The organism is Burkholderia sp. BCC1644 (assembly GCF_902833225.1).
In the GTDB taxonomy this organism is placed as follows: Bacteria; Pseudomonadota; Gammaproteobacteria; order Burkholderiales; family Burkholderiaceae; genus Burkholderia.
In genome coordinates this window covers 347,187-365,312 of record NZ_CADFEI010000006.1, presented here as the reverse complement: position 1 = coordinate 365,312, position 18,126 = coordinate 347,187, and the positions used below count along the sequence as shown (strand labels likewise).

The following is an 18,126-nucleotide window of genomic DNA, read 5'->3' as shown; positions in this document are numbered from 1 at the left end:
TCAATTCTGAATAGAATCGAGCGAGCGACTCATCGTCGCAATGGCTGACCGTCACCCGCGTCGCTTCCTTGGCGGTTGAACCTGAGAGACAAGGAAAGGAAATGGTTTTTCCACCCGTCGATCCCGCAAGATTGCGGGCGGCTACGCTATACGAATCGATACATCGTGGCTTGATGCAGCACGAGCGACTGCTTATGTTCCGCTCCTCGCTGGGGGCGCAAACGCTCATTCCAGTGCGCGCAAAGGGATGGTCCAGAGTCGGGCGAGGCTATCGCTGGGTGGTCGACGTCGTTTCGTTACGTGACGATATCGATAACCTGGAACTCGAGCATCAGCCTGTCACGCTGTTTATTCAGCAAATCTCCAAGCCATTTGTTGAATCAGTCTATCGACCGATTCATGGTTTCGTTCACAAATTCCACACGCTCGGGCAAGACGGAAATCTGACCGTCTACCAGGTTGAGTTCGAGTCGGCGCTTTTCTTTCTTGGCAAGGCGAGCAAGAACGATCATTGGTTCGACAGAGACTCACGGGAAATTCTCTCTGAGTTGCTGGGAGCCTATCCGCAGCTTGCCGGGCGAGTACGTTTCGTCCTGCGGGACGAGCCACGTGCGCGATCGTACACGCGGCAGAGCGAAACCGATCTGAACTTTCTCCATAGAATTCTCGAAGACGAAGGATGGTACTTTTATTTCGAACATGTGCCAGTCCAGTATGAGGACGATCCGCGCGTGTCAACACTCGTCATAGTCGACCGGCTTTCTGCCTTGCCTGATGCGAAGCCGGTCGAATTTTTCAACGGTGCAATTCGTGACGAGGTAGATGGCTTCACGCAATGGGCGGTGACTCAGACCGCACAAAGCCTCGCCTACGCGACAACCTCCTTCAATTACAAGAATCCGCAACAGAATTATTCGGTGCGCAGTGACCTGGGTGATAGCGCAAGCACCTATGTGACCGAAGAGCGACGTCAGCAGGTGAGGCGCAGCGTTCCCTATGCGCCCATGATCATTCGTGAAGCCCTGTCGTATGCCTACCCAAACTCGGACGACGGGCGACGACGTGCATCCAATCGGACCCAGGCTTGGACTTCCGCCGCCCGGCGATACATTGGCCTCGGCGGTGTGCGATGGCTCGACGCCGGATCGCGTTTCACGCTCGAGCATCACACGCGGCATATGACGGTCGATTCGAACCTTCGGGAGTTGATGGTCGTCGAGGTTGAGTGGATCATTGAGAACAATGTACCGCTATCCAATCATGCCGCGACCTATCCACTGAGTCTGCAGGGCGTATTGTCCGACTTGCGCCAGGACTATGGCACTCAGTTTGGCTCACGAGCCAATCCCGTCGATGGCTTTGGCGGCATCTACTTGGTCAAAGTAGAAGCGCAGCGGACCAACATCGAGTATCGCAGTCCGTTCGAGCATGGAAAGCCGCTGATGTATGCCGAGCACGCGCTCGTGAATGGTCCGGATAATGAGGAAGCATGGGCCGACGAGCGCAATCGCATTTACGTGATCTACCCGTGGGACGAGCGCGACGGAACGAACCAGACGCAAACGTCACCGCCACTGCTGGTGATGCAGGCCGACACCGGATATGGCTATGGTGGCGTTCATGTGCCGCGCAAAGACGAATGGGTCCTCGTCGACTACTTCCAGGGTGATTGCGACCGGCCGTATGTGCTCGGGCGCCTGCCGTCCCAAACGACGCTCCCGCAGTGGCATACCAACGTGCTCCTCTCGGGCCTCATGTCGAATGGCTTTGGTAAGAGTGGTGCTTACAACGCGTTCGTACACGACGATGCGACACATCAAGGGGCTACGCGACTGACCACCTACACGGGTAGGGTCGGGAACAGCTACAGCCTGTACCACCAAGGGGTTCTGATCGACCATGCGGGCAATAACAACGCTCGGGGCCGATACCTCGGAAAAGGAGCTTTGCTGCATACGGATGATTATCTCGGTATGCGGGCGAATCGTGGTGCATATATAGGAACGCACGCGAAGGCGCACAACGATGATCAGCTTGACGTCAAGGAAGCGCAGGGTCAATTGATTAGCGCCGAAAGCATCGTTGAGGCGCTGTCGAACGTTGGCGTGCAGCACCACGCGGACAGCTTGAAGGAGAGCCACGCTTCGCTCAAGCAATTCACGGACGCTACCCGGCAGTCGGAAACGCCGGAAGCCGGCGGCGGTCGTACTGCAGGGGGCGGGACTGGCAGTGCGAACGCGTTCAAGAAGGCCATTCTGCTACTCGCTAGTCCGTTCGGCATCGGCACGTCTACGCAAGACTCGCTGCACATGACGGCAGACCACCATATCAATTTGGTCAGCGGCCTGAACACGCATATCGGATCAGCAGGAGCATTTATCGTAAATGCCGCCAAAGCCATTGGGATGTTCTCACAGACTGCGATCAGGCTGTTCACCAAGGGACCCGTGCAGATCCAGTCACATGATTCAAATGTCGAGGTGATCGCTAAAGCAGTCCTCAAACTGCTGGCACGAGGTGACATCGAGATCGCAGCGGGTGGAAAGCTGGTGCTTACTGCGGGCGGCGCATCAATCACGCTTGAAGACGGCAATATCCGCGGGCATGCACCCGGGACCGTCGAGTTCAAGGGAGCGCAGCATGCGTTTAGTGGGCCGGCCAGTATGCGCTACTCCATCCCGCCGCTTCCTGTCAGCACGTTGCAGCAAAACCTGGCCCACGAGTATACGCAGACTTTCGACGTATCTTCGGTCATCGCCAATCTTGGTGTCGGGGAAGCGCTGCAAGCGCAGACATATCGCATCTATTTGCCGGACGGAACACTTCAGCAGCAGGGCGGGCTGCTCGACGGCGAAACGGCAGCTGTTCACACGCCTACGTCAACGAACGTGAAGTGTGAGATCGGTGACGGCGACTGGCACGCGATTGAAGATGCTTACGACCATGAAGAAGCAGTCGACGACGCGAGTGAGGACCAGGGCGATGAGCAAGAGGAAACTTGACCGATTCAACTTCTTATATCAGCGAAATCGATAGGGAGAATAAGTGTCGAAAGCACAACCCGCCGACGCACCGGCACCGAAGGCTAAGGCTCAACCCGTCGCTTCCGTGGTAGTAACCGTGGTCTTCCGGGATGTACTGCGAAAGCCCATCGAAGGCCTGTCCGTCCAATTGACGGCTGGCAAAGGCACCCCTCCCGCCCCTACTTGGCGAATCGGTCCGGACCCGACGACTGTCCAAGAGGCGCCTTCCGCATCGAACAAGGCCGAGGCAACGCCGCCCGCGCTGGCTCCTGCATCTGTACCAGCGTCCAGCCCGGCGCCCTCGAATGGCGAAACCGAACCGGCTACTCCGCCCTCGCCCCCGATTTTGGACAACAAAACGGAAGCCATCACCGACAAGGATGGTTTCGCGGTGACGGTCACAAATGCCGCTCGCAATCAGCCGATCGATGTGTTCGTGAGGAATCGTCGCGGAGAGTACGCCTGGAAAACAAAGATTGTCCCTACGAAGGATATCAGCGCGTTCACCATTGTCAGTCCCGAATATCATCTGGAGGCCACCACCAGACTCACGCCGAAGGATGAGTTTGAACAAGACCTCAATCTGCCGGTTGTAAAAGCGGGGGAAATCATGACGATCGAGAGGTTAATTTGTGATTTCGGTCCATATATAGGGTGGACTCAGAAAGTCACAGAGCAAGGTCGGGTAAATAAAGATTTCCCAAAGAAAAACAAGGAAGTTACAGTGGATCCGAAGTCTCATAAGAAGAAAACGAAGATCACAATTGAACACCGCTACAAAGTCGTCGATACGGGAAAGCCAAACACCGTAACGCTGAGCGTATTTGGCTCCAGGCTGAGTTATCCGAATCCGGATTTTTTTCTGATGCTCAGCAGCAGCATATGGCACGTGAGCTAAATGTCGAAGTTGCTGCAATTAAGGCAATTATCCAGCAAGAATCTCAGGGGTATCCATATTTGGACAACGGGTTGCCGTCCATTTTGTATGAGCGCACACTTTTTTATCGATTTTCAGTGCAAAAGATGGTCGACGCTGCGGCTGCAGCGGAGAAAATAGAGAAGAAAGACAAGAAATCAAAAGGGAGGAAGAAGGCCTTCGCTGTCATAAATCCATACCCGGCCCATCCGGATCTGTGCTTTCCAACACGAGCACCTTACGGAGTAGGTGGCCTGGGGCAGTATGAGAAACTTGCACGTGCATGTACTCTTGACTTTGAGCTTGCCTTGAGGGCTACCTCTTGGGGAGGTTTCCAAATTTTGGGAGATAACTTCAAGGCTTGCGGATACGCGACCGTCTTCGATTTCGTCAACGAATTCATGTCCGGAACGGATGGTCAAGTAAAAATATTTGTCGCATTTATGCAGAAGGTGAAGCCCCTGGCTCTTGCGGGACTGCGCGAACATGATTGGGTCAAAGTCGCTAGAGGCTACAACGGGAAATACTGGGAGACGGTGAATCCAGATTATCCGAAGAATCTTGGGAAATTTTATGATTCGTTTAAGTAGACGGCTGCTAATTGTAGCGATATTGACAATGTCTGGATCGGTATTTGCTGGGAGTGCTGTTCTATTTCAGCAACCATACTTGGTTGCGTTTGTGAATTCCAACCGTGTAACCGGGATTTACTCAAGAATCGGTGAAAATGGATCTTGCTATTTCTTATTCTATGGTGTGTTTGATGGAAAGTATCCTGGCAAGGCGGGTTACTCTGCCTTCAGGATCAACACCTTTCTTAGTGGAGATGGATCTCTCGATTTTGAAGATCGAGACAAAGATTACGACATCGATGGCTATTTATACAAAAAATATGAGGGATGGATTCTTAGAACAGTGAGCCCGCAGGCCGGTTGCAGCAGCGCGCAAGGCATCTTCTCTGCTGACCCACCGGATGTTTCGGCGCAGGAATTTTTCACTTCAAGTGAAGTTCCAGCATTAGGTATTCGATTGGTCACAAAAAAATCCCGCTTGCATGATATAAAAGGCGGAAAATTCATAGTCAAAAATTCTTACCTTGTAAGTGGCGATGCCGTCGTTGTTCTAAAAGTGAGCGGTGAGTTCTCATATATCCGCTACGTCAATACGGGGCCAAAGTTTGATGGTCGTGTCACGTTTGGATGGTTGCGCTCAAAGGATTTGGTTGATCCATTTCCCCGGGGAGCGCAATGAGGTCGACGCCGAAGGCCGTTCATTGAACCCCTTGCGTGGTGCACAAGCGGCGGATTCGGGTCACGGTCTTGCGGTTGATCTGGGGGCCAGTTGCAAGGTCGTGGATTGCAACCGATGGCTTGGGGCGTTGTGGTTGAGTGCTTATCCGATGCGGTAGGCCTGCACATTGTGATTGTTGAATTGGGTCTGTGGCGAAAGTTTGCGTCGCAGTGCCTGGCAACATCCACCCAACCTCGAAAAAATGAAAAAAGCCCGCCGAAGCGGGCAACCTCACGATGCGGAGGGGGAGATACGAAAACGCGTCCGGCGTGCGTTCAGCCTTTCGTCGCGCCGAACGTGAGCCCCGCGACGAAGTGCTTCTGCATCGCGAAGAACATCGCGACCGACGGCAGCGCCGCAAGAATCGACCCGGCCGAAACGAGATTCCACGACGTCGTCCATTGCCCCTTCAGCGCCGCGACGCCCGCCGTGATCGGCGCGGCTTCATCGCCCTGGGTGAGACACAGCGCCCAGAAGTAATCGTTCCACACGAACGTAAACACGAGAATCGCAAGCGCGGCCAACGCAGGCCGGATCAACGGCAGCACGATCCGCCAGAACACCGTCCATTCCCCGGCGCCTTCGATCCGCGCGGCCTCGATCAGCTCGAACGGCAACTGCTTGATGAAGTTGCGCAGGAACAGCGTGCAGAACCCCGTCTGAAACGCGACATGAAACAGGATCAGCGCTTCGACGGTATTGAACACACCGAGCCTCAGCGACAGGTCGCGCACCGGAATCATCAGCACCTGCACCGGCACGAAGTTGCCGGCGACGAACGTGCCGAACAGCGCGGCATTGCCGCGAAACCGGTAGGTCGCCAGCGCAAAGCCGGCCATCGCCGCGAGCGCGATCGAGCCGATCACCGACGGCACCGTGATCTGCACGCTGTTCCAGAAGTAATGCAGCATCGGCGACGTCGTCAGCGCGTCGCGGTAGTTCTCGACCATCGCGAAGTGCCGCGGCCAGCCCCAGTAGTGGCCTTCGACGAGTTCTTCCGTCGAGCGCACCGACGTGACGAACACGGCGATCATCGGCAATAGCCAGATCAGCAACGCGACGGGCAGCGACAGCTTGTACAGCCGGCGCGATACCGGCTTCCAGTGGGTAACGGGTGTCGGAAACATGATCGATGAATCCCCGGTAGGTCACTGCTCGTTGCGCAGCATGCGGCGCAACTGGAACACGATGTAGACGAGCATGATCGCGAACAGCACGACCGCGATCGATGCGGAATAGCCGAGCCGGTAGTACTTGATCGCCTGGTCGTACATGTAATACGCGAGCACGGTCGAACTCTCGAACGGGCCGCCGCTCGTCATCACCGAGATCAGGTCGAAGCTGCGCAGCGCGCCGATCACCGTGACGACGATCGCCATGAACGTGGTCGGCCGCAGCTGCGGCAGCACGACGTGCCACAGCAGCGCGAAGCCGCGTGCGCCTTCCATCCGCGCGGCCTCGATCTGTTCCGGGTTGATCGACGTGAGACCGGTCAGGTACAGGATCATGCAGTACGCCGTCTGCGGCCACAGCGCGGCGAACACGACGCCGAGCGTCGCGTAGCGCGCATCGCCGAGCACCGGGATGCCGTGCCCGGCGAGCAGCGCGAGCAGCCCGAACGTCGGATCGTAGAACCACGAGAAGATCAGGCCGACGACCACGCCGGACAGCACGAACGGCGCGAAGAACAGCGATTTCACGAGCCGGATGCCGGCGACCGCCTGGTTCAGGTACAACGCGAGCGCGAGCCCGAGCGGCGGCGCGAGCATGAAGAGCACGAGCCAGATCACGTTGTTGCGCAGCGCCGTGTAGAACGTCGGCGCCTGCAGCAGCTCGGCATAGTTCGCGAGGCCGACGAACGTGCGTTCGGTCATCCCGTCCCAGTTGTACAGGCTCAGCCACAGCGTCGACAGGATCGGCCAGATCACATAGACGGCAACCATTGCGCAGGCCGGCGCGAGAAACAGCCACGCGGCGCGTCGTTGCCGCCGCACGGCGGGCGACGGGCGGCGCGCGGGCAATGCGGTGGCGGATGTCCCGCGCGGCGGCGGCGCGGTGCCGGCGGGCGGGGTGGACGTGATCGGACTGGACACGGCAAGCCTCCTGAACGGACACGGCGGCACGCGGCCGCCGGTTGGGTCACGCGGTCACTTCTTGTAGATCCGCTTGCGGGTCTGTTCGAGTTGCGCGAGCACTGTATCGATCTGTGCGGGATTCGCGAGGAACTGCTGCATGCCCTTCATCCCTTCGTCGGCCATTTCCTTCGTCATGTCGCGGTCGTAGAACTGCGCGACGCCGCCCTTCGTGTCGGCGAGGATCCGGAAGCCGATGCGCGAGATCGGATCGGCCGGCTCGGGCGACTTGCTGTTCGCCGACAGCGAGCCGAGGCCCTCCGCGAGCTTCGCGCCCATCTCGGGCGTTTCGACGAATGCGAGGAACGTGTGCGCATCGGCCTTGTTCTTCGCCTTCGTCGGGATGTGCAGCGATTCGACCGGGCCGTCCTCGGCAGTCGGCACCTTCGGGTCGATGATCGGGAAGCGGTAGTAGCCCATTTCCTGCTTCACGTTCGGCGGAAAGCCCGCCGCGATGAAGGTGCCCATCAGCATCATCGCGGCCTTGCCCTGGAACAGGAACGGCTGCGCGCCGTCGAGATCGTAGGACAGCGCGTTGTCGATGAAGTAGCCGGCGTCGATCAGCGATTTCCACGTCGTGTAGACCTTCTTCACGCGCGGGTCGGTGTACGGCACGTCGCCGGCCATCAGCTGCTGGTGGAACGCGTTGCCGTTCAGGCGCAGGTCGAGATAGTCGAACCAGCCGGCGAGCGTCCATGCGTCGCGGCCGCCGATCGCGACCGGCGTGATGCCTGCGGCCTTCAGTTTCTTGCACGCGTCGAGAAACTGGTCCCAGGTCTTCGGTTCGTCGGCGATGCCGACCTTGCGGAACAGGTCCTTGCGGTAGAACAGGCCCCACGAGTAGTAGACGGTCGGCGCCGCGTACTGCTTGCCGTTGTACGACGATGCATCACGCGTCGACGCATACATCGCGCCCCAGCCATTTTTCGTCCAGTCGCCGCTCAGGTCCTCGAACAACCCGCGCTTCGCGTAGTACGCCATCCGCTCGCCCGCATGCCAGTTCACGACGTCCGGCGCGACGGTCGTCAGCCACGCGGGGAGCTGCACCTTGTACGCCTCCTCGTCGACGAAGGTCGCCTTCACGTCGATGTCGGGATGGGCCTTGTGGAATGCATCGAGCGTCGATTGCCAGACCGCGCGCTGGCTCGCGCCCTTGAACGCGATGTTGATCGTCAGCGTGCCGGCATCGGCGGGCGCCGTCATGCCGAGCGACGCGAAGGCGACGGCGGCGGCCGTGGCGAGCCGGGCGGCGGTGCGAAGGGGGCGATGTGTCATGCGTGTCTCCATTCCTGTGTGTCGTCTTGTGCGTGACCGGCCCGTCGTGGCGCCGGTGGCGGGGGGGCTATGAACGGCTTCGATACACGGCCACGTCCTGCGGCCCGACTTGCGCGGCGCCGAGCACGAACGCCGACGGCGGCACCGCGTCGATCGTGTGCGGCGCGTTGCCATAGTTGAAAACGTAGGTCAGGCCGCCGCGCCGGCTCACGCGCACGCCGTCGCCGAGCGGCGTCGGCACGAGGCCGGCTTCGGCCGCGACATCGGCGAACAGCTTCGCGGTGGTTGCATCGTCGAACAACGCGGCCCAGTAGTGCAGCGCGCCATGCGACACGCAGGCCGGATGACCGTCGGCGAAGCGTGCGCGCACGACGCTGCGCGTGTCGTCGTGCAGCTCGACGAAGTCGCGCCAGTGGCGCGCGTCGCCCGCGAACGGCGAACCGTCGCGCAGCGTGCCGTCGATCCGCTCGGTCACGTTCGGCCGCAGCGATTCGACGCGCCACACGCGCACCGGCAGGATCGACGCGAGCGCGCCGGGCGGCAGCGTCGGTGGAATCTGGAGGTCGACGGTCTTCGAGCCGGTACGCGGCCCGAACACCGCATGCGCGCCCGAGGCGGCGAGCCGTGCGGCGAAATCGTCCGGCACGACGGGCAGCGGCGGCACCACGACGAGACGGTAGCCGTCGAGCGGCGCGTGCGCTGAAACGATGTCGACGTCGAGGCCGAGCGAGCGCAGCGCCGAGTAGTACTCGAATGCGAAGCGCGGGTAGTGGAAGTCGGCGCCTTGCGGCTGCACTTCGAACAGCCACTTCGCTTCGTAATCGAAGACGAGCGCGACCGGTGCGCGCACCGGGCCGTCCGCATCCGCGCCGGCGTCGTGTACGGAAGCGATCTCGCGCGCGACGCGCTGCGCCTCGCGGCCGCCTTCGTCGAGCTGGTTGTCCGGCGTGTTCAGGCCCGCATGCATCTGCTCCTGCGCGAACGGCGCCTGCCGCCAGCGGAAGTACGACACGCAGCCGGCGCCGTGCGCGAACGCTTCCCAGCTCCACAGGCGCACCATGCCCGGCAGCGGCGCGGGGTTCCACTGCGCCCAGTTCACGGGCCCCGGCTGCTGCTCCATCACCCAGAACGGCAGCTTCGACATGCCGCGATACAGGTCGTGATTGAACGACGCGAAATCGGGATGGCCGGTGCGCAGCCAGCGCGCCTTCACGTCGGGCGCGAACCATTGCTCTTCGAGCGCGCCGAGCGGGTAGCTGTCCCACGTCGCGATGTCGAGGTCGCGTGCGACCTCGTAGTGATCGAACTCGGTGAACAGCTGCATGAAGTTGTGCGCGACGGGCCGGCCCGGCGAATGCGCGCGGATCACGTCGACCTGCATCCGGTGATAGCGCGCGACTTCGTCGGATGCGAAGCGCCGGTAGTCGAGGCGATGCGACGGATGGGCTTCGGTCACGGTGCCGACTGGCGCGTCGACTTCGTCGAAATGGCGATATTCCATGCTCCAGAACACGGTGCCCCACGCGCGGTTCAGCGCGTCGATCGTGCCGTAGCGCGCCTTCAGCCAGGCGCGGAAGCGCACGAGCGCGGCCGGCGAATAGCTGACGACCGTCTGGTGGCAGCCGAGTTCGTTGTCGGTCTGCCAGTAGCGCACGGCCGGGTGGCGGCCGTAGCGTTCGGCGACCGCCGTGCAGATCTGCCGCGACGCCTCGAGATAGGTCGGCGACGAGAAGTCGTAGTGGCGGCGCGAACCGAACGCGCGCGGCCGGCCGTCCGCGCCGATCGCGAGGATGTCGGGATGGCGGTCGACCAGCCATTTCGGCGGCGTCGCGGTCGGCGTGCACATCACGATCTCGAGGCCGGCCGCGCCGAGCACGTCGACCGCGCGGTCGAGCCAGCCCCAGTCGTATTCGCCCGGCGACGGCTCGATACGGCTCCACGCGAATTCGGCGATCCGCACCTGCTCGATGCCGAGCGCTTTCATCCGGCGGGCGTCGTCGGCCCACATCGATTCCGGCCAGTGTTCCGGGTAGTAGCAGACTCCGAGGCGCATGCCGATCCTTATGCGTAGTGGTGGTGGACGAGGACGTCGGCGCACGCGGGCACCGCGCGGCCGTCTTCGGTGAAGAGATGGCAGGCCGCGGCCGGCGCATGTACGTGCACGCGCTCGCCGGTGCGCACCTGTGCGTCGCCGGGTACTTTCGCGATCAGCGGTGCGCCGCCGGGCGTGTCGAGGTGCACGTAGGTCTGTTCGCCGAGGCGTTCGACGAGCGCGACGTCGCGTGCGAGCGTGGTCGCGTCGAGCGCGGCGCCGAGCGTCAGGTGTTCGGGGCGAATGCCGAGCGTCACGGCCACGCCGGCGCCGAGTGCCGAGCCGTCGCGCGGCAGCGTGAAGGTCTCGCCGGACGTCACGAGCGTGACGGTCGTGCGATGCGCGTCGCATGCCGTGACGACGGCCGGCAGGAAGTTCATGCGCGGCGAGCCGATGAAACCCGCGACGAAGCGGCTGGCCGGGTGGTGGTAGAGGTCGAGCGGCGCGCCGACCTGCGCGATGCTGCCGTGCTGCGCGGTGTCCGCGCCGGCGTGCAGCAGCACGATCTTGTCGGCGAGCGTCATCGCCTCGGTCTGGTCGTGGGTCACGTAGACGACGCTCGCGCGTTCGAACTGCCGGTGCAGCCGCGCGATCTCGATGCGGGTCTGGCCGCGCAGCGCCGCGTCGAGATTCGACAGCGGTTCGTCGAAGAGAAACACGCCGGGCTCGCGCACGATCGCGCGGCCGATCGCGACGCGCTGCCGCTGGCCGCCCGACAGCGCCTTCGGCTTGCGCTCGAGCAGTGTGTCGAGTTGCAGGATGCGTGCGGCGTCGCGCACCTTGCGGTCGATCTCGGCCTTCGGCACCCGTGCGAGCTTCAGGCCGAACGCCATGTTCTCGTACACCGTCATGTGCGGAAACAGCGCGTAGCTCTGGAACACCATCGCGACGCCGCGCTCGGCGGCCGGCACGTCGTCGACGCGGCGGCCGTCGATCGACAGCTCGCCCGCGCTCAGATCCTCGAGGCCGGCAATCATGCGCAGCAACGTCGACTTGCCGCATCCGGACGGCCCGAGGAACACGCAGAACTCGTGCGCGCCGATCTCCAGATCGACGTCGCGAATGACCGGCGCGTGATCGCCATAGGCTTTCTGCACGCGCCGCATCGAGATGCTCGCCATTGTCTCCGCTCCATGTTTTAATGCGCCGTACTGCTTGCTTAAGCGCTTAATCATCGCGATCAAAAAAAGGGGCGATGCGATCGCGGCCGAGTCGCGCCCGTCGGACGGGCGGCAAGGTGTGCGGCGATAGTGCGCCGCTTCGGTGAGCGAAGCAAATACTGGATCGACGTCTCATATAGTGAGCAAACATGGCGACACTGGATGAAGTTGCGCGCCGGGCCGGCGTGACGGCCGCGACGGTATCGAACGTGCTGCGCGACCGCGGCCGGGTGGGCGAAGCCACGCGCGCACGGGTGCTGGAGGCCGTCGAGGCGCTCGGGTATCGGCCGCATCTCGCCGCGCGGGCGCTGGCGGAAGGGCGCGCGCCGACGGTCGCGCTGATGGTATCGAGCATCGCGAACCCGTTCTATCCGGAATTCGCGCTGGCGGTCGAACGCGCGGTGCGCCGCAACGGGCAGTTCCTGATCGTCTGCAATACGAACGAAGATCCGTTGCAGGGGCGCGCTTATCTCGACCAGATTGCCGGCACGATTTCCGAGGGCATTCTCGTGACCAACGCGAACCTGCACCTGCCGGATCTGCTCGACGTCGCGCGGCGCGGCGTGCCGGTCGTGCTGTGTCTGTGGGAGCGGCCCGAGGCGCCGCCCGAAGGATTGCCGTGCGTGGCCATCGATTTCCGCGAGGCGGGACGGATCGCGACGCGGCATCTGGTCGAACTCGGTCACGAGCGGATCGGCGTGATCGTCGGCGGATCGGCGAGCGGCGTGCAGGCGGCGCGCTACGACGGTTTCGTCGACGTGATGCGCGCAGCGGGGCTCGACGCGTCGATCGTCGCGGCCGAGCCCGATTCGATCGAAGGCGGCGTGCGCGCGGCGGGGCGGCTGCTCGACGCGCATCCGCAGTTGACTGCGCTGGTGGCCACCAACGACCTGCCGGCGATCGGCGCGATGCATGCGGCGGCCGATCGCGGCAGGCGCGTGCCGGACGATCTGTCGATCGTCGGGATCACCGACATTCATCTCGCCAGCGACACGCGGCCCACGTTGACGACCGTCGCGATCCCGACCGCCGAGGCTGCGGGTCTTGCGGTCGAACTGCTCAATGCGCTGCGCGAGGCGGGCGAGCGCAGCGACGCGGCGTCACGCGTGCGGATAGCGTCGCTGCCGAAACTGGTGGTGCGTGGGACGACCGGCCGCGCACCTGACGGGAGCGTGGCGCGGTCGGATTGATGTTTGGATGCGTTGAATGTCGCGAGGGAGGTTGCCGGAATCGGCGCGGCAAGGCACGGCGCGGCCCACGCGCGGTGCAGCGAGCGGCAAATACAGCCCCGGCTTCAATCGCCTTCGACAAGCCGCATCACGATGTTTCTGGCCGATTCGAGATGCGCGACCGTCATCGAACGTGCCGCGCGCGCATTGCGTTCGCGGCACGCCTGCAGGATCTCTTCGTGCTCGACCTGGAACGACGGCGTATCGGCGAGCAGCGTCGTCTGCAGGCGCTCGTAACGTTCGACCTGGCTGCGCAATTCGGCAATCGACTTCAACTGCCTCGCGTTGCCGCAACACGAATACAGCAACGCGTGGAATTCGCGGTTCAGCTCGCCCTGCCGGCGCGGCACGCTCGCATCGCCGAGCAGGCGATGCACGAGCTCGGCGCGCGCGAGCGTCTCGTCGTCGAGCCGCTTCACGCTGCGATAGATCGCGTCGCCTTCGAGCAGCACGCGAAGATCGTAGATCTCCTGCACGTCGGACACACTCAGCATCCGCACGACGGCGCCGCGATTCCTGAAGATATCCAGCAAGCCTTCGCGTTCCAGCCGCTGGATCGCCTCGCGCATCGGAATCCGGCTGATGCCGAATCGCTCGGCCAGGTCGCGTTCGACGAGCCGTTCGCCGGCCGCAAGCTCGCCGTTGATGATCATGTCGCGCAGCGAGGCGGCGACCGCGTCCGCCGTGGAGTCGAGTTTGGCTTCCATACCTGCGTGTTTCGTCAATTTGGAATAATGGTATACCAAACGGAAATCCGGTGCCACAATGGCGACCACCGGCAGGCGCCGCACGTCGGCGTCCGGCAGGGTCGAAGCACCGACATCAATGGAGAGCGAGATGGCATCTGGCGAACACAAGTATCGCGTCGCAGTGGAGTGGACGGGCAATCGTGGCACCGGCACGTCGGGATATCGCGAGTACGGCCGCGATCACGTGATCCGCGCAGGTTCGAAGCCGGACATCCCCGGCTCGTCGGACGCGTCGTTTCGCGGCGATGCGGCACGCTGGAATCCGGAAGACCTGCTGCTCGCGTCGGCATCGGCGTGCCACAAGCTCTGGTATCTGCATCTGTGCTCCGATGCGGGCATTCGCGTGCTCACCTATGTCGACGATGCGGAAGGCACGATGGTCGACAGTTCCGAGCCGGGCCGCTTCACCGAAATCGTGCTGCGCCCGCACGTGACCATTCAGGCCGGCGACGATCTCGAGCGGGCAGAACATCTGCATCATGATGCGCATGCGAAGTGTTACATCGCGAACTCGGTCAATTTCCCGATCCGCTGCGAACCGGTGATCGAGTTCGCCGCCGCCTGACGCCGACACCAGCCGAATGAAATCGACGATGAAGCTTTTCTACTACCCCGGCAACGCCAGCATGGCGCCGCACTTCGTGCTCGAGGAAATCGGTGAGCCGTTCGAGCTTGAATACGTCGACCGCACGCACGATCAACACAAGTCGCCGGATTACCTCGCGCTGAATCCGAACGGACTCATCCCGGTGCTGGTCGACGGCGATCTCGTGCTGTACGAAGCCGCCGCGATCTGCCTGCATCTCGCCGATACGCATCCGCAGCAGCAGCTCGCGCCCGGCCTCGGCACGCCGGAACGTGCGCAGTTCTACAAGTGGCTCATGTGGCTCACCAACACGCTGCAGGCAACGCTGATCGCGTATTTCTATCCGGAGCGCTGGGTCGACGCGGGCAACGCGTCGGGCGCCGCGCAGGTCAAGGCGCATGCGGAGGCAAAGATCGCGACGCTGCTGGATCAGCTCGAGCATCAGCTGGAAACGACGGGCGGCCCGTGGCTGCTCGGTGAGCACTACACGGTGCTCGATCCGTATGCGCTGATGCTGTGCCGCTGGACGCGCGGCTTTGCCGAGCCGGCGCGGCAACGGCCGGTACTCGGCGGGTATCTGCAGCGGGTGCTCGCGCGCCCGGCGATCCAGCGGGCTTTGAAGACGGAAGGGCTCGCAGCGCCCTGGGTGTAACGCGTAACAGGGGCCGCATGCGCGTCACGCGGCGCGCATGCTTCCCGGGCAACCCGGGCAACCCGGGCAACCCGGCAACCCGGCAACCCGGCAACCCGGCAACCCGGCAACCCGGCAACCCGGCAACCCGGCAACCCGGCAACCCGGCAACCCGGCAAGGCAACCAGACCGCCGCCGCATCGTCACAATGCGACGCCGTACACCTCCCGCGCAGCCGCGCGAATCGCGTCGGCCATCACCGCGACGGCCGGCGAATGCAGCCGGTCGGTGCGCGTGATGATCCCGAAATCGTCCATCCGGCAATCCATCTCCAGCGGCAACACCGTGACGATCCCGTGCCGCGCGTAGTAGCGCGCGACGTCCTCGGCCAGCACCGCGATCATGTCGCTCTGCTCCAGCAGCTGCGTGATGAACAGCAGCGCGGCCGTTTCGACGAGGTTTGCCGGCGGCGCGAGGCTGGCACGCTGGAACACGAGTTCGAAGCGATGCCGCAGCACGCTGCCGGCCGGCGGCACGACCCACGCGGCGCGTTGCACGTCCGCGAGCGACAGCGGCGCCTGCGCGAGCAGCGGATGGCCGGGCCGCACGACGGCGGCCACCGGCTCGCCGGTCAGCGGCTCGTAGCGCAGGCGCAGCTTGTCGTGTTCGGCGGAGAGCCGGCCGAGCACGATGTCGATCTTTTCCTGCGCGAGATGCTCGAGCAGCACGTTGCTGGTGTCGATCTCGACCGACACGTGCAGGCCCGCGTGCGTGCCCTTCACCGCGGCAACGGCCGGCGGCACGAGCCGCAGCCCCGGCGACGTGATCGCGCCCACCGCCACGTGGCCGAGATGGCCGGCCTTCAGTGCGGCCAGTTCCTCGTGCGCCTGGTCGAGACTGCCGAGCGCCGCGCGCGCGTGGCGGATCAGCGCGTCGCCGTACAGCGTCGGCCGCATCCCGCGCGGCAGGCGCTCGAACAGCACCGCGCCGATCGATTCCTCGAGTTCGCGCAGCAGCTTCGACGCGGCCGGCTGCGTCATGTTCAGCGCGGCCGCCGCGCGGTGAATGCTGCCTTCGTCGGCAAGCGCGACGACCAGCAGGAGCTGGCGCGTCTTCAGGCGGCCACGGTTTCCCCACGGACTGGCTTCGGGCATCGTACGGGTTTATATCGATATCGGAATCGATATCGTAATCGCCAAAAACGTCATTAGCCAGTTATCAAAATTCTGCCTAGACTGCGCCGGTATCCCGTCACCACAGGACTGACGATGTCGGCAACAAAACCCAGGCTGCGCTCCGCCCAATGGTTCGGTACGAACGACAAGAACGGCTTCATGTACCGGAGCTGGATGAAGAACCAGGGCATCCCCGATCACGAGTTCGACGGCCGGCCGATCGTCGGCATCTGCAATACGTGGTCCGAACTGACGCCGTGCAACGCCCACTTCCGCAAGCTCGCCGAGCACGTGAAGCGCGGGATCTCCGAAGCAGGCGGTTTCCCGGTCGAGTTCCCGGTGTTCTCGAACGGCGAATCGAACCTGCGGCCGTCGGCGATGCTCACGCGCAACCTCGCGTCGATGGACGTCGAGGAGGCGATCCGCGGCAACCCGATCGACGCGGTCGTGCTGCTCGCCGGCTGCGACAAGACGACGCCCGCGCTGCTGATGGGCGCGGCGAGCTGCGACGTGCCGGCGATCGTCGTGTCGGGCGGCCCGATGCTGAACGGCAAGCTCGAAGGCAAAAACATCGGGTCGGGCACGGCCGTGTGGCAGCTGCACGAAGCGCTGAAGGCCGGCGAGATCGATCTCCATCACTTCCTGTCGGCCGAGGCCGGGATGTCGCGCTCGGCCGGCACCTGCAACACGATGGGCACCGCGTCGACGATGGCGTGCATGGCCGAGGCGCTCGGCGTCGCGCTGCCGCACAACGCGGCGATTCCGGCCGTCGATTCGCGTCGCTACGTGCTCGCGCACATGTCGGGCATCCGCATCGTCGAGATGGCGCTCGAAGGGCTCGTGCTGTCGAAGATCCTGACGCGCGCGGCGTTCGAGAACGCGATCCGCGCGAACGCGGCGATCGGCGGCTCGACGAATGCCGTGATCCACCTGAAGGCGATCGCGGGCCGCATCGGCGTGCCGCTCGAACTGGAAGACTGGATGCGCATCGGCCGCGACACGCCGACGATCGTCGACCTGATGCCGTCGGGGCGCTTCCTGATGGAGGAGTTCTATTACGCGGGCGGGCTGCCGGCCGTGCTGCGCCGGCTCGGCGAGGGCGGGTTGCTGCCGCATCCGGACGCGCTGACGGTGAACGGCAAGTCGCTGTGGGACAACGTGCGCGAAGCGCCGAACTACGACGACGAGGTGATCCGCCCGCTCGACCGGCCGCTGATCGCGGACGGCGGCATCTGCATCCTGCGCGGCAATCTCGCGCCGCGCGGCGCGGTGCTGAAACCGTCGGCGGCAAGCCCCGAATTGCTGAAGCATCGCGGCCGCGCGGTCGTGTTCGAGAACCTCGACCACTACAAGGCGACGATCAACGACGAAGCGCTCGACGTCGACGCCAGCTCGGTGCTCGTGCTGAAGAACTGCGGGCCGCGCGGTTATCCGGGCATGGCCGAGGTCGGCAACATGGGGCTGCCGCCGAAGCTGCTGCGCCAGGGCGTGAAGGACATGGTGCGGATTTCGGATGCGCGGATGAGCGGCACCGCGTACGGCACGGTCGTGCTGCACGTCGCGCCGGAGGCCGCCGCCGGCGGGCCGCTCGCGGCCGTGCGCAACGGCGACTGGATCGAACTCGACTGCGCGGCCGGCACGCTGCATCTCGACATTCCGGACGACGAACTGCAGCGCCGCCTGTCGGACGTCGATCCGAACGCGGCGCCGGGCGTGGCCGGCCAGCTCGGCAAGGGCGGGTACGCGCGGCTGTACATCGATCACGTGCTGCAGGCCGACGAGGGGTGCGACCTCGACTTCCTGGTCGGCACGCGCGGCGCGGACGTGCCGAGCCATTCGCATTGAGCGGCGGGCGGCGGGCGGCGAGC

At 63.5% G+C, this 18,126-nt stretch carries 15 protein-coding genes; 8 read left to right on the top strand and 7 right to left on the bottom strand.

All coding sequences use genetic code 11. The annotated features are described in order from the left end of the window. The first annotated feature begins 101 nt into the window (after window positions 1–101). From HWX87_RS14880 to HWX87_RS14870, 4 genes are read left to right on the top strand one after another with little or no spacing between them, the layout of a single operon-like run. Complete coding sequence (locus HWX87_RS14880; RefSeq protein ID WP_176047808.1) at window positions 102–3,002, top strand: type VI secretion system Vgr family protein; 2,901 nt, start codon at window positions 102–104, stop codon at window positions 3,000–3,002. A 43-nt stretch (window positions 3,003–3,045) separates the two neighbouring features. Continuing rightward, window positions 3,046–3,921: a hypothetical protein gene (locus HWX87_RS38020; RefSeq protein ID WP_244137676.1), complete on the top strand. Its 876-nt coding sequence runs from the start codon at window positions 3,046–3,048 to the stop codon at window positions 3,919–3,921. Then, on the top strand, window positions 3,906–4,529 hold the full coding sequence (locus HWX87_RS38015) for an N-acetylmuramidase family protein (protein WP_244137675.1): 624 nt from the start codon (window positions 3,906–3,908) through the stop codon (window positions 4,527–4,529). Before HWX87_RS38020 ends, HWX87_RS38015 begins: the two co-directional genes overlap by 16 nt. Window positions 4,530–4,557: 28 nt before the next feature. Further along, window positions 4,558–5,190: a hypothetical protein gene (locus HWX87_RS14870; RefSeq protein ID WP_176047807.1), complete on the top strand. Its 633-nt coding sequence runs from the start codon at window positions 4,558–4,560 to the stop codon at window positions 5,188–5,190. A 314-nt stretch (window positions 5,191–5,504) separates the two neighbouring features. Here HWX87_RS14870 and HWX87_RS14865 read toward each other — a convergent pair whose 3' ends face one another. The 5 genes from HWX87_RS14865 to ugpC form a co-directional block, all read right to left on the bottom strand. Next, window positions 5,505–6,356, bottom strand: a complete 852-nt coding sequence (locus tag HWX87_RS14865; protein WP_176047806.1) for a carbohydrate ABC transporter permease — start codon at window positions 6,354–6,356, stop codon at window positions 5,505–5,507. 21 nt (window positions 6,357–6,377) lie between these two features. Continuing rightward, window positions 6,378–7,322 (bottom strand): sugar ABC transporter permease, encoded by a 945-nt coding sequence (locus HWX87_RS14860; protein WP_176047805.1) that lies wholly within the window; start codon window positions 7,320–7,322, stop codon window positions 6,378–6,380. A gap of 54 nt (window positions 7,323–7,376) precedes the next feature. Further along, a complete protein-coding gene (locus tag HWX87_RS14855) occupies window positions 7,377–8,636 on the bottom strand; it encodes an extracellular solute-binding protein (RefSeq protein ID WP_176047804.1) in 1,260 nt (419 codons plus the stop codon). 67 nt (window positions 8,637–8,703) lie between these two features. Further along, on the bottom strand, window positions 8,704–10,689 hold the full coding sequence (locus HWX87_RS14850) for a beta-galactosidase (protein ID WP_176047803.1): 1,986 nt from the start codon (window positions 10,687–10,689) through the stop codon (window positions 8,704–8,706). Between the two features lie 8 nt (window positions 10,690–10,697). Continuing rightward, window positions 10,698–11,849, bottom strand: a complete 1,152-nt coding sequence (gene ugpC / locus HWX87_RS14845; protein ID WP_176047802.1) for a sn-glycerol-3-phosphate ABC transporter ATP-binding protein UgpC — start codon at window positions 11,847–11,849, stop codon at window positions 10,698–10,700. Between the two features lie 188 nt (window positions 11,850–12,037). Here ugpC and HWX87_RS14840 point away from each other — a divergent pair, with 188 nt between their 5' ends. Beyond that, window positions 12,038–13,078, top strand: coding sequence for a LacI family DNA-binding transcriptional regulator (locus HWX87_RS14840; RefSeq protein ID WP_176047801.1), 1,041 nt, complete (start codon window positions 12,038–12,040; stop codon window positions 13,076–13,078). Between the two features lie 104 nt (window positions 13,079–13,182). Here the strand turns inward: HWX87_RS14840 and HWX87_RS14835 are convergent, their stop codons facing one another. Next, a complete protein-coding gene (locus HWX87_RS14835) occupies window positions 13,183–13,824 on the bottom strand; it encodes a GntR family transcriptional regulator (RefSeq protein WP_176047800.1) in 642 nt (213 codons plus the stop codon). A gap of 130 nt (window positions 13,825–13,954) precedes the next feature. On the opposite strand from HWX87_RS14835, the gene HWX87_RS14830 reads away from it, so the two are divergent. Then, complete coding sequence (locus HWX87_RS14830) at window positions 13,955–14,431, top strand: OsmC family protein (protein ID WP_176047799.1); 477 nt, start codon at window positions 13,955–13,957, stop codon at window positions 14,429–14,431. Window positions 14,432–14,459: 28 nt separating this feature from the next. Next, entirely contained in the window at window positions 14,460–15,104 is a 645-nt protein-coding gene (locus HWX87_RS14825) for a glutathione S-transferase family protein (protein ID WP_244137674.1), read from the top strand. A gap of 182 nt (window positions 15,105–15,286) precedes the next feature. On the opposite strand, the gene HWX87_RS14820 is transcribed toward HWX87_RS14825, so the two are convergent. Beyond that, window positions 15,287–16,237: a LysR substrate-binding domain-containing protein gene (locus tag HWX87_RS14820; protein ID WP_176047797.1), complete on the bottom strand. Its 951-nt coding sequence runs from the start codon at window positions 16,235–16,237 to the stop codon at window positions 15,287–15,289. A gap of 114 nt (window positions 16,238–16,351) precedes the next feature. Between HWX87_RS14820 and HWX87_RS14815 the strand changes: the two genes are divergently transcribed. Next, window positions 16,352–18,103 carry an IlvD/Edd family dehydratase gene (locus HWX87_RS14815; protein ID WP_176047796.1) on the top strand — a complete coding sequence of 584 codons (1,752 nt, stop codon included), beginning with the start codon at window positions 16,352–16,354 and terminating at the stop codon, window positions 18,101–18,103. Window positions 18,104–18,126 lie beyond the last annotated feature (23 nt).